This is a genomic window from Nonomuraea rosea, assembly GCF_039539705.1.
GTDB classification, from domain to species: Bacteria; Actinomycetota; Actinomycetes; order Streptosporangiales; family Streptosporangiaceae; genus Nonomuraea; species Nonomuraea rosea.
Map to the genome: position 1 here is coordinate 1 of NZ_BAABDQ010000091.1, position 11,989 is coordinate 11,989.

Below are 11,989 nucleotides of genomic sequence, written 5' to 3' on the forward strand. Positions count from 1 at the left end.
CGCGCAGCGCCTTGCGCAGCGCCGCGGCCAGACCGGGCGCGACGCTGATGTGCACCAGCCCGGACGGCTGGCCGGTGGCGTGCTCGATGCGGACGTCCTCGATGTTGACGCCCGCCTGGCCGGCGTCGGCGAACAGGCGGGCCAGCTCGCCCGGCTGGTCCCCGATCGCGGTGGTGACCGTCTCGAAACGTTCGGGCCGGGTGTCGTGCTTGCCGGAGATCCTGGCACGGCCGGTCCGGCCCGTACGCAGGACGTCCTCGACGGCGGCCAGCCCCGCCTCGCGTTCGGCGCCGTCCGGGCCGGCCACCGCGCGCAGAGCCGTCACCATCCGGCTCAGGTCGGCGCCCAGCTCGTCGAGCAGGCCGGCCACGACCCGGGCGTTGGCGCTCAGGATGTCCAGCCACAGTGCCGGATCGGCCTCGGCGATCCTGGTCAGGTCCCGCAGCCCCGGCCCGGCCAGGCTCAGCTCGCGCTCCCCGGCGCTGTCCAGGCGCCGGGCGACCAGGCTCGCCACGACGTGCGGCGCGTGCGAGACCAGCGCCACGGCCCGGTCGTGCGCGGCGGCCTGCATGACGACCGGCACCGCGCCGCACAACGCCACCAGCTCCAGCGCCGTGTTGAGCGTCTCGGTGCCCGTGTCGGGCGTCGGGGTGAGCGCCCACGTCCGGCCCTCGAACAGGTCGGCCCGCGCTTTGAGCGGGCCGCTGTGCGCGGCGCCCGCCATCGGGTGGCCGCCGATGTAGCACGAGGTGTCGCAGCCCAGGGCGATCGCGTCCTGCTGCGGCTCGGCCTTGACGCTGGCCACGTCCGTGTGGTGCGTGGCCACGCCCTCCGCCTGCGCCTCCGCCAGCACCCTGGCGACGAGCGGCGGCGGCACCGCCACGATCGCCAGGTCCACCGCCCGCGGCGGCGGCTGGGTGGTTCCGGCCCCGAGCGACGCCGCGGTCCGCACCGCCTCGGGGTCCGCGTCCCGCAGGTGCACGGTCACGGCGTGGGCGCGCAGGGCCAGCGCCACCGAGGTGCCCACCAGCCCCGTGCCGATCACCAAAGCCGAATGCATAACGGCAGCGCCATCCCGTCGGGAGAAGCGGGCATCGAGTGCCCGGTCGAACCCGGACCATAGACGTTCGAAGGCGCCGTATTCCACCGCGCGAGCGGGCCCTTGCGCAGAAAAAGCGGGCCGGCCCACCAAATGGCCGTCGCGAACTTTTCCGGGCGTGACTATTTCGCGAACATATGCAGGCACGGCCTGTTCAACTGCCGCGCCGCCACAGTTGAACACGGGCCGGGGTGTTCAACGGGCGCGTGCCTTGCCGCGAAATGCGCCGCCGGGTCATCCTGCACTTTGCCTGCGCCTTTAGTGCGGGACTCCGGTCGCCCGGTGCTCGTCCATTTTTCACGGTCCGCCGCAGTCGCGTCACGTCCGTGTGCCCCGGGCCGGTTCATGTTGTCGGTTCTCTTGGAGGGAGGCGCGCAGATGGCTGATGAGCAGTTGTTTCTGCGGTCCAAAGTCATAGTCGAACCACTCGTGGACAGGTTCTTCGCCTGGCCCCACACGCTCGCACCGGTGCAGGCCGCGATGAACCTGGCCTTTCTGCAGGTGCCGTTGCTGGAGTCGTACCTGCAGTCCCCGCAGGTGCACGTCGCGGCCAGCAACAACCCCGAGCTGCGCGGCGGCTACTTCATCAACATCCCGGAGTCGCGCGCCGACGAGGTACGCGACCTGCTCGCCGCCATCAGGCGGGACCGGGCCGACATGCTCCGCTTCGCCGACGCGATCGTGGCCGGGCAGGAGATCCTGCGCGCGAGCTCGACCGGCTTCGACCTGAGCCCGCTCTACCCGAAGCTGCCCGCCGAGCTCGGCGGCCTGGTCGAGCTGGCCTACGACACGGACAACCAGGCGCAACTGCGCTTCATGGAGCCGATCGTCTACAAGAGCGACGCCTACAGCGAGGCCCGCCAGTCGGTGCAGCTCTCCTTCGAGACCGGCGTCGAACGCCCGTTCATCCTCAGCACCCCGCGTCTGACCTCGCCGGACGTCCTGGAGCTGGACATCCCCTTCCGTCACCCGGGCCTGGAGGAGCTGTTCAAGGCCCGCGTACGCCCGACCACCCTGCGCCACCTGCGCGAGGCGCTGGAGCTGAACGACGCCCAGGCCGCCCAGCTCTCCGGCATGCTCAGCGACCGGCCCAGCCTGGCGCCCGACCGGCACATCGAGGCCGGCGGCCGGGTGCGCTACTTCGGGCACGCCTGCCTGGTGCTCCAGACGCCCGAGGCCGCCATCGTGACCGACCCGTTCATCAGCGCGGACAGCACCGCGGGTGACCGCTACACGCTGGACGATCTGCCCGACTACATCGACCTCGTGCTCATCACGCACGGGCACCAGGACCACATCGTCCTGGAGACCTTGCTCCAGCTCCGCGGCCGGGTCGGCACCGTCGTCGTGCCCCGCTCCTCGCGCGGCAACCTGTGCGACCCGTCGATGGGCCTGATGCTCCGGCACCAGGGCTTCCCGGTGCTGGAAGTGGACGACTTCGACGAAGTGCCCTTCCCCGGCGGCAAGGTGACCGCGACGCCGTTCCTCGGCGAGCACTGCGACCTGGACATCCGCGCCAAGTCGACCTATTGGGCCGAGCTGGCAGGCAGGAAGGTCTTCATCGGCGCCGACTCGTCCGGCATCGACCCGAGCCTCTACCGCTACATCAAGGGTCACCTGGGCACGGCGGACCTGGCCTTCCTGGGGATGGAGTGCGACGGCGCCCCGCTGTCCTGGCTCTACCAGGCCCTGCTGACCATTCCGATCCCCAAGAAGATGAGCGACTCACGCAAGCTGTCCGGCTCGAACGCCGAGCAGGCCGCCGCGATCATGACCGAGCTGGGCGCCAAGGAGGCCTACATCTACGCCATGGGCGAGGAGGACTGGCTCGGCCACGTCATGGCCACCACGTACAACGAGGACACGTACCAGATCAAGCAGATCGACGAGTTCCTCACCTGGTGCGCCGACCGCGACATCAAGGCCGGCCACCTGTTCAAGCAGCAGGAATGGCGCTGGTAGCCACCTGACCGCAGCCCGCCTCGGGCGCACACCCCGACGAAGTGGCCATCGACTCTCCAGGAGGTTTCCCATGGCCGTGCAAGACATCTCGTACGTCGAGCTGTTCACGCGAGACAAGATCTCGGCCGTCGACTACTTCGTCACGGCCATGGGCTTCACCCGCGTCGCCGACTCCGTGGAGGTCGACAGGAGCTCCGTGCTGCTGCGGCAGGGCGACGTGCAACTGGTCGTCACCTCCGGCCGCGGGATCTGGAAGTTCTTGGACGACCACGGCGACGGTATCGCCGACATCGCCATGACCTGCGACGACGTGGCCCAGGCGGGCGCGGCTGCGGACGCGGCCGGCGTGGGGCCCGTCGAGACCGTACGCGGCAACACGGTCGTGCCGGGGTTCGGCGGCGTCACCCACACCCTGCACCCGCCCGTCAGCGCCCCCGCGGCCGTGGCGCCCCCGTGCCGTACCTGGGTCGCCGGCCCGGACGTCCCCCCTCAAGGGGAGGAGCACATCAAGCTTCTGGACCACGTGGCCGTCTGCGTCGAAGGGGGGAGGCTCGGCGACTACGCCGACTACTACCGCGACGCCTTCGGCTTCTCCCGCTACTCCGCCGAATACGTCGCCCTGGGCGGCCAGGCGATGGACTCCATCGTCGTGCGCAGCGCGTCGGAACGCGTCACGTTCACCCTGGTCGCGCCGGACCCCGGCAAGGACGGCGGGCAGCTCGACGCGTTCCTGGAGCGCAACGGCGGGCCGGGCGTGCAGCACCTGGCCTTCCTCGTGCCGGACATCATCGAAGCCGTGCGCGACTGCCGGGACGGCGGCGTGGAGTTCCTGACCGCGCCCGACTCCTACTACGACCTGCTGGCCGAGCGCTACGACGGGGGACGGTTCACGATCGCCGACCTCAAAGCCGCGCAGGTGCTGGCCGACCACGACGAATGGGGGCAGTTGCTGCAGCTCTTCAGCCGCTCGCCCTACGAGCGCAACACGCTGTTCTTCGAGCTCATCCAGCGCCTGGGCTCGCGCGGGTTCGGCAGCGCCAACATCCGCGCGCTGTACGAGGCGGTCCAGCGCGACCGGCTGAGCGCCGGATGAACGACGCCGGGCCGATCACTCTGGCCGGCTACGCGGCGGCGGCGCGGGCGCGGCTCGACCCAGCCGTGTGGGACTTCATCGAGGGCGGCGCCGGTGACGAGCGCACGCTCGCCGCCAACCTCACGGCGTTCGAGCACGTACGGCTGCGCCCCCGCGTCCTGACCGGGCTCGGCCTGCCGCACACCAAGACCGAGATCCTCGGCCGCGTGTGGGCCGCGCCGATCGGCATCGCACCCCTGGCCTACCACACGCTGGCGCACCCGGAGGGCGAGGTGGCGACGGCCCGCGCCGGCTTCCCGTTCGTGGTGAGCACCTTCGCGAGCCGCACCTTGGAGGACATCGCCGCCGCGGCCGCCGGCCCGCTGTGGCTCCAGGTGTACTGCTTCCGCGACCGCGCCGTCACCCGGCGGCTGGTCGAGCGCGCGGAGAACGCCGGCTTCGAGGCCCTGGTGCTCACCGCCGACGCCCCCAGGCTGGGCCGCCGGGTCCGCGACCTGCGCAACGGCTTCCGGCTGCCGCCCGGAGTCGTTCCGGCCAACCTCACCGGCACCGGCTTCTCCTCACCCAGCGGGCACGCGCTCGCCGAGTTCGACGCCGCGCTCGACTGGTCCGCCGTCGCGTGGCTGCGCTCGATCAGTTCACTGCCCGTGCTGGTCAAGGGCGTGCTGACCGGCTCCGACGCGCTGCGGGCGATGGAGGCGGGCGCGGCGGGCGTCGTGGTGTCCAACCACGGCGGCCGGCAGCTCGACGGCGCCCCGGCGACGTTCGACGTGCTCCCGGAGATCGCGGCGGCGCTGTCCGGGAACGGCGTCGTCCTGATCGACGGCGGGATACGGCGCGGCGCGGACGTCCTGGCCTGCCTGGCCTCAGGTGCCGATGCCGTCCTGCTCGGCCGGCCCGTGCTGCACGGTCTGGCGACCGGCGGAACCGGCGGCGTGGCCGGCGTCCTCGGCGTCGTCACCGACGAACTGACCGAGACGATGCTCCTCACCGGCACCCCCTCGCCCCAGGACGCCCGCCCCGAACTGCTCGGCGGCACCTCCTCGCCCCAGGATGCCCGCCCCGAGCTGGCCGGCGGCACCTCCTCGCCCCGCGAACGGGCCGCCCTCCAGGTTCCCGAGCCCGCCGCGCGGCCGGACGGTGTCACGCTGCGCAGGCAGGACCTGCACGGCAGCCTCTCCGATCCGCTGCTCGACACCATGAACTTCCTCAACGGGATCACGCACCGCTACCCGGACGCGATCTCGTTCGCGCCCGGCCGCCCGTACGACGGGTTCTTCGAGACCGAGCACGTCTTCACGCACCTCCGCCGCTATGTCACCCACCTGGAGGAGAACGGCGCCACGCCCGCCCAGATCCGCTCCGCCCTCTTCCAGTACGGCCCCACCAGCGGCCAGATCCGCGAGCTGATCGCCGCCTCGCTGCGCGCCGACGAGGGCATCGACGTGCCGCCGCAGTCCATCGTCGTGACCGTCGGCGCCCAGGAGGCGATGCTGCTCGCGCTCCGCGCCCTCATCGCGGGCCCGGACGACGTGCTGCTGGTCTCCAGCCCCTGTTACGTGGGCATCACCGGCGCGGCCCGCCTGCTCGACATCACCACGGCCGTGGTCGAGGAGCGCGCGGACGGCTTCCGCTGCGCCGACCTGGAGGCCGTCATCCTGGCCGAACGCGCGCGCGGGCGCCGCCCCCGCGCCTTCTACGTGGTGCCCGACCACTCCAACCCGTCCGGCGCCACCATGCCCTTGCGCACCCGCGAGGAACTGCTCGACCTGGCCACCCGCCACGACCTGCTGATCCTCGAGGACAGCCCGTACCGGATGGTCAGCCCCGGCGCGCAACTCCCCGCGCTCAAGGCGCTCGATCGCGAGCGCCGCGTGGTGCAGCTCGGCTCGTTCTCCAAGACGCTCTTCCCCGGCGCCCGCGTCGGCTACGCCGTGGCGGACCAGCCGGTCGCGGGCGGAGGGTTGCTGGCCGACGAACTGTCCAAGATCAAGAGCATGGTGACGGTCAACACCTCCGCCCTGAGCCAGGCGGTCGTGGCCGGCATGCTGCTCGCGGCCGGCGGGCGTACGTCGGAGCTCAACACCGAGACGGCCGCCTACTACGGCAACGCCATGCGGGTCACGCTGCGGGAGCTCGCCGCGTGCTTCCCGGACGGCGAGGCGCTCGGGGTGAGCTGGAACGAGCCCAGCGGCGGCTTCTTCCTGACCGTCCGCGTGCCGTTCCGGGCCGGCAACGACGCCCTGGTTCGCTCCGCCGAGGACTTCGGGGTGATCTGGACGCCGATGTCGTACTTCTACCCGCAGGGCGGCGGCGACCACGCCATCCGGCTGTCGGTCAGCTACCTGCCGCACTCCCTCATCGCGGAGGGCTGCGCCCGCCTGGCCCGCTTCGTCCGGGCCCAGGCCGGGTGATCAGTTCTTGTCGAGGAACTCGATGATCGCGGAGTTCACCGCGTCGGGGCGTTCCAGATTGCCCAGGTGACCGCAGCCGGGGATCTCCACCAGGTCGCAGTCGGGGATGGCGTCGGCCACCTCGGCCACCAGATGCGGCGGGCACACCAGGTCGTCGGCGAAGGCGATGGCCCGGCACGGAACGGCGACCCGCCGCAGGGCCGCGCGCCGGTCGCCGATGGTGTCCACGCCGAGCTGGCCCTTCGAGCCCCGGCCGACGGCCCCCGTCAGCTCGAAGACCTCCAGCCAGCTCGAGGCCGTCTCGTCGTCGTTCAGCGTCGAGGGGGACAGCATCTCCAGGACCGTGCGCATCGCCTCGTACTTGGCGGGCAGCTCGACGCCGCTCTCCCGCAGCTCACGGTCGGCCCGCGACAGCGCCCGCCGGGCCGCGTCCGAGCGCGACCTGGTGGCGATCAGCACCGCGGAACGCACCAGCTCCGGGGACTCCAGGGCCAGCTCCTGCGCGATCATCGCGCCCATCGACGTGCCCACGACACGGCACGGCCCGATCCCCAGGGCCTTGATCAGGCCCTGGGTGTCGGCCACCAGGTCCGCCAGCGTGTAGTCGCCGGGGGGCGCGCTCGACGGCGCGATGCCCCGGTTGTCGAACACGATCGTCTCGTACCCGGCCGCGTGGAGCGCCGGCGTCTGGTGCATGGTCCACACGTGGCCCGCGGCGCCCGAGCCCATGATGAGGAGGACGGGATCGCCGCTGCCGGCACGCTGGTAGGAGAGCTGGATCCCGTTGGTGGTCACGAACGGCATGGCGCGCTCTCGGTGACGGTCGACGTGGGCACGATGCCTCCTGCTCGTGGTAGGGGAGTGCGTCTCACCATGACACGCTGCGCGTCAGCGCGTCGAACGCCTGTCCAACTGGCGCGGGGCGGCACTTGAACGACCTCGCCCGGCCAGGGGCGCGACCCGCATACTCGCCCAGGATGTGGCCCGATCACGAGCCGCGGAGAGGGGTCTTCGTCATGAGCGAGCACAACGACTGGAAGCCGGCGGAAGTCCGGCCCGACGGCGTGGAGCCGAGCGCCGGCGGGCTGCGCCGCACGCTGGCGGCCATGGACGACTTCGGGGACGTGCTCACCCGGGCCAAGGTCGTGGTGTTCCGCGGCTTCCAGGTGAGCGAGCCGGAGCTCGAGGACGTCATGGACCTGCTGCTGCCGAACCGCCTGGCCTACCGGCACGGCACGTCGCCGCGGACCAAGGTCGCCGCGGGCAACGTCTACACCTCCACCGAGTACCCGCGCGAGCAGACCATCGCGATGCACAACGAGCTGTCCTACAGCCACAAGTGGCCCGCGCGGCTGCTGTTCTACTGCGCCACCACGCCGGGATCGGGCGGCGCGACGCCCGTCGTGGACGGCACGCTGTGGCTCGAATCCCTCGACGACGAGGTACGGGACGCCTTCGCCGGCGGGGTCCGCTACTCGCAGAACCTGCACGACGGGCTCGGACTGGGCAGGAGCTGGCAGCAGACGTTCGAGACCGACGACCGCGAGCAGGTGGAGGCGTTCCTCGAAGAGGGGCACTTCGCTTGGAAGTGGACCTCCGACGGCGGCCTGCGCATGGTGAGCCCGGTCCGCCCGGCCGCCGTCAAGCACCCCGTCACGGGTGACGAGGTCTGGTTCAACCAGGCCGACCACTTCCACCCGGCCGCGCTCGGCGACGACCTCGCCCGCGAGCTGGCGCAGATCCTGCCGCCCGAGGAGCTGCCGCAGTCGGTCACCTTCGCCGACGGCGGGCCCATCCCCGAGGCGTACGTCACGCACGTGCACGACCGGGGGCTGGAGCTGGCCGTGGACGTGGACTGGCGCCAGGGCGACCTGATGGTCATCGACAACGTCGCCGTCGGCCACGGCCGCCGCCCGTACACCGGGGACCGCCGCGTCCTGGTCGCCATGTCGGACTGAGCCACACGATCGGGCTGCCGGGCTATGCGGCTCCTGGCTTCATCACCACGGGCAGTCGTTCGGGGCCGTTGACCACGATGGAGTCCAGCAACGCCGGCTCGCCGTCCGGCTCGACGCGCACCGACCGGCCGAGCAGCTCACCGTAGAGCAGCCGCAGCTCGACGCGGGCCAGCACGCTGCCGAGACAGAAGTGCTCGCCGAAGCCCAGCGCCAGGTGCCGGTTAGGTCGCCGGTGCACGTCGAACACGTCGGGGTCGTCGAAGACGCTCTCGTCCCGGTTCGCCGACGGCAGCCAGAACACCACCTTGTCGCCGGCCTCGATGCTCTGCCCGTGGATCTCGGCCCGCCGCGTCGCGGTGCGCATGATGTGCGTGGCGGTGGACGTCCACCGCAGCACCTCCTCCACCGCCGACGGCAGCAGGTCCGCGTCGCCGGCGAGCGCCTGCCACTGGCCGGGCCGCTCCATGAACGCCAGCATGCCGCCGGCCGCCGCGATCCGCGTGTTCTCGGTGCCGCCCACCAGCAGGTTGTCGCAGTTGAGAAGCACGTCGTCCGGGCTGAGCCGCTCGCCGTCCACGACCGCCGTCGCCAGCACGCTCACCAGGTCATCACCCGGGTCCGCCGCCTTGGCCGCCTGCAGCGTCTCGAAATAGCCGAGGATCTCCAGGTGGGCGAATCTGCGCGTGAGCGGGTCGCCGGCGGCGAACGCCTGGCTGGTCAGCTCGTACAGGTGCTCCCAGTCCGACTCGGGCACCCCCATCATCTGGCAGATCACGTACAGCGGGACCCGGGCCGCGACGTCCGCCACGAAGTCGACGCTCCCGAGATCGAGCGCCCGGTCCACCACGCCGCGGGTGATGCCGCGCATCTCCGGCTCCAGCCCCCGGATCGAGCGGACCGCGAACCACTCGTCCACCAGCGCCCGCAGCCTGCGGTGCCGCGGCGGATCGGTCAGCGCCAGCGTCCGCCCGCCGCCGGGGTCCGCGCCGTGCTCGACCGGGCGCAACAGGATCCCCTGCGCCGAGCTGAACGTCTCCGCGTCCCGGTACGCGGTGCGCACGTCGTCGTACCGCGTCAACGACCAGAACCCCGGCAGATCGGACGGCGGCTGCCAGTGCACCGGCGCGTTCGCCCGCAGCCAGCGCCATTGCGTGAACGGGTCACCGTGTGAGTAGAGTTCGGGATCCACCAGGTTGATATGCGGCGGCGCTGACATTTCCGGCATGCCGGTGCCTCACATTCCTTTTCCTTTCCCGCGACCGCGGGACGCCTTACCGTGGCAGGGCCATTCTCGGCCCGTCAAGCGCGCCTTTTGCGCTGCTCGGAGGCGTACAACTGCGGCGGCGAAGCAGTTGAACGGCAACGTTGATCCCACACTCGGCCCTGAGCCATAGTGGGCGGCGCGCAAATCCCGAATTTAATCGCCATGAGATGTGGCTGTGCGCGCGCACGTGAACGGATTTCCGACCGGAGAAGGCTTGGCACGGGGCCGCCCGTCCAGCCGGCGTGTCGAACGAATTGGGGTGCTCGGAAATGGCTGCAGCTCACGGCGAACTCCGCGAACTGATGTCCGGCCAGCTCGCCATGTGGTACGGCCAGCGATTCGCGCCGGACAACTGGAGCTTCCGCATCGCCGAGTACATGGAGATCCGTGGCCCGGTGGACCTCGGCCTCCTCCAGCGCGCCGCGCTCCGCCGGCTGACCGAGGTCGAGACGTTCCGCCTGCGCTTCCGCGTCGTCGACGGCACCCCCCGCCAGTACGTGCACGACGCCGCCGACTACGCCGTACCCGTCATCGACGTCAGCGCCGAGCCCGACCCGCGCGCCGCCGCCGAAGAGTGGATGCAGGCCGACCTGCGGCGGGCCGTGAACCTCGACGGCGGCGAACTGTCCGGCACCGCCCTCATCAAGCTCGCCGACGACCTCGTCCACTGGTACTCGTGGGCGCACCACTGCGTCATGGACGGGCAGGGCGGCCTGCTCATCGCCGCCCGGGGCGCGGAGCTCTACACGGCGCTCCTGGAGGGCCGTCCGGTCGAGGACGGGGCCGTGGAGCCGGTGTCCGTGCTGTTCGACGCCGACCGGGCCTACCGCGAGTCCGCCGATTTCGAGCAGGACCGCCTGTACTGGCTAGGCCGGCTCGCCGACCTCCCGATCGTGACGGCCGGCGGCTCGAACCGGATCCGCCGCGCCCAGCAGGCCCCCCTCCGGCACACCGATGTCGTCGGCCCCTCCGAGGCCACCGAACTCAAGGCCGCCGCGCGCCGCCTGCGAACCAGCCTCGGCGGCCTGTCCATCGCCGCGGCGGCCCTCTACCAGCACCGGATGACCGGGGAACGGGACGTCGTCGTCGGCATCCCCGTACGCGCACGCACCGGGAAGCGGGAGATCGCGATCCCCGGCATGACCTCGAACATCCTGCCGCTGCGCCTCACCATCGGCCCGGACACCTCCACCGCCGACCTGCTCCGGCAGACCTCCCAGGCGGTCAGGGAGGGACTGCGGCGGCAGCGCTACCGGTACGAGGACATGCACACCGATCTGCGGGTCGCCGAGGGCGAGCTGTGCGGGCTGCTGGTGAACGTCATGTCGTTCGACTACGACCTGCGCTTCGGCGACTGCGCCATCACCGCGCACAACCTGTCCACCGGGACGGTCAACGGGGTGCGGATCGACCTCTATGACCGGTCGGGGCTGCAGGTCAATGTCGATGTGAACCCGGACCTGCACGACCTGAGGGCGGCTTCGGACGTGTCGCGGCGGTATCTGAGCGTGCTGCGGTGGCTGGCGGGAGCTGCCGGTGACGACCGCGTCAGCGGGGTGGAGCTTCTCGACGTGGATGAGCGGCGTCTGGTGGTGGAGGAGTGGAACGACACGGTTGGTGAGGTGTCGTCGGAGTCGTTGGTGGGGTTGTTCGAGGCGCAGGTGGGTCGGTCGCCGGGGGCGGTGGCGTTGGTGGCCGAGGGGGTGGAGTTGTCGTTTGCGGAGGTGGATGCGCGGGCGAACCGTCTGGCGCGGTTGTTGGTGGGGCGTGGTGTGGGCGTCGAGTCGGTGGTGGGGGTGTGCCTGGAGCGTGGGGTTGAGCTGGTGGTCGCGCTCCTGGCCGTGTTGAAGGCGGGGGCGGCTTATCTGCCGGTGGATCCGGACTATCCGGCGGAGCGGATGGCTTATCTGGTCGATCAGGCTGGGGCGGTCTGTGTGATCACCTCGTCTGCTGTGGGGCTGCCTGACGGGGTGGTGCTGGATGATCCGGCGGTGGTCCACGAACTGGCGGGTCTGCCTGGTGGGTCGCTGGGCGAGGTGTCGGCGGCGTGTGCGGCGTATGTGATGTTCACTTCCGGCTCGACGGGGCGGCCGAAGGGTGTGGTGGTGTCGCATGCGGGTGTGGTGAATCGGCTGGCTTGGATGCAGGAGCGGTTGGGGTTGTCGGCGGGTGAGCGGGTGGTGCAGAAGACGTCGTTCG

General features: G+C 71.3%; 8 protein-coding genes. 5 read left to right on the forward strand and 3 right to left on the reverse strand.

The window, feature by feature from the left end; translation table 11 throughout:
• A partial coding sequence (locus tag ABEA43_RS67040) for a prephenate dehydrogenase (RefSeq protein WP_345581173.1) occupies nt 1–1,060 on the reverse strand: 1,060 nt, incomplete at its 3' end.
• A gap of 417 nt (nt 1,061–1,477) precedes the next feature.
• Between ABEA43_RS67040 and ABEA43_RS67045 the strand changes: the two genes are divergently transcribed.
• The 3 genes from ABEA43_RS67045 (at nt 1,478) to ABEA43_RS67055 (ending at nt 6,568) form a co-directional block, all read left to right on the forward strand.
• Complete coding sequence (locus ABEA43_RS67045) at nt 1,478–3,061, forward strand: MBL fold metallo-hydrolase (protein WP_345581176.1); 1,584 nt, start codon at nt 1,478–1,480, stop codon at nt 3,059–3,061.
• A 70-nt stretch (nt 3,062–3,131) separates the two neighbouring features.
• Nucleotides 3,132–4,154: a 4-hydroxyphenylpyruvate dioxygenase gene (hppD, locus tag ABEA43_RS67050; protein WP_345581179.1), complete on the forward strand. Its 1,023-nt coding sequence runs from the start codon at nt 3,132–3,134 to the stop codon at nt 4,152–4,154.
• Nucleotides 4,151–6,568 carry an aminotransferase class I/II-fold pyridoxal phosphate-dependent enzyme gene (locus ABEA43_RS67055; RefSeq protein WP_345581182.1) on the forward strand — a complete coding sequence of 806 codons (2,418 nt, stop codon included), beginning with the start codon at nt 4,151–4,153 and terminating at the stop codon, nt 6,566–6,568. The genes hppD and ABEA43_RS67055 overlap by 4 nt, the downstream gene beginning before the upstream one ends.
• Here ABEA43_RS67055 and ABEA43_RS67060 read toward each other — a convergent pair whose 3' ends face one another.
• Nucleotides 6,569–7,372, reverse strand: coding sequence for an alpha/beta fold hydrolase (locus tag ABEA43_RS67060; RefSeq protein WP_345581185.1), 804 nt, complete (start codon nt 7,370–7,372; stop codon nt 6,569–6,571).
• A gap of 212 nt (nt 7,373–7,584) precedes the next feature.
• On the opposite strand from ABEA43_RS67060, the gene ABEA43_RS67065 reads away from it, so the two are divergent.
• Nucleotides 7,585–8,526 (forward strand): TauD/TfdA family dioxygenase, encoded by a 942-nt coding sequence (locus ABEA43_RS67065; RefSeq protein ID WP_345581188.1) that lies wholly within the window; start codon nt 7,585–7,587, stop codon nt 8,524–8,526.
• 22 nt (nt 8,527–8,548) lie between these two features.
• Here ABEA43_RS67065 and ABEA43_RS67070 read toward each other — a convergent pair whose 3' ends face one another.
• Nucleotides 8,549–9,751, reverse strand: coding sequence for a cytochrome P450 (locus tag ABEA43_RS67070; protein WP_345581191.1), 1,203 nt, complete (start codon nt 9,749–9,751; stop codon nt 8,549–8,551).
• Between the two features lie 308 nt (nt 9,752–10,059).
• Between ABEA43_RS67070 and ABEA43_RS67075 the strand changes: the two genes are divergently transcribed.
• On the forward strand, nt 10,060–11,989 hold a 1,930-nt coding region (locus ABEA43_RS67075), incomplete at its 3' end, for a condensation domain-containing protein (RefSeq protein ID WP_345581194.1).

Coding starts and splice junctions, on each gene's coding strand:
- ABEA43_RS67045 (WP_345581176.1), top strand. CDS start 1,478: ATGGCTGATGAGCAGTTGTTTCTGCGGTCCAAAGTCATAGTCGAACCA.
- hppD (WP_345581179.1), top strand. CDS start 3,132: ATGGCCGTGCAAGACATCTCGTACGTCGAGCTGTTCACGCGAGACAAG.
- ABEA43_RS67055 (WP_345581182.1), top strand. CDS start 4,151: ATGAACGACGCCGGGCCGATCACTCTGGCCGGCTACGCGGCGGCGGCG.
- ABEA43_RS67060 (WP_345581185.1), bottom strand. CDS start 7,372: ATGCCGTTCGTGACCACCAACGGGATCCAGCTCTCCTACCAGCGTGCC.
- ABEA43_RS67065 (WP_345581188.1), top strand. CDS start 7,585: ATGAGCGAGCACAACGACTGGAAGCCGGCGGAAGTCCGGCCCGACGGC.
- ABEA43_RS67070 (WP_345581191.1), bottom strand. CDS start 9,751: ATGCCGGAAATGTCAGCGCCGCCGCATATCAACCTGGTGGATCCCGAA.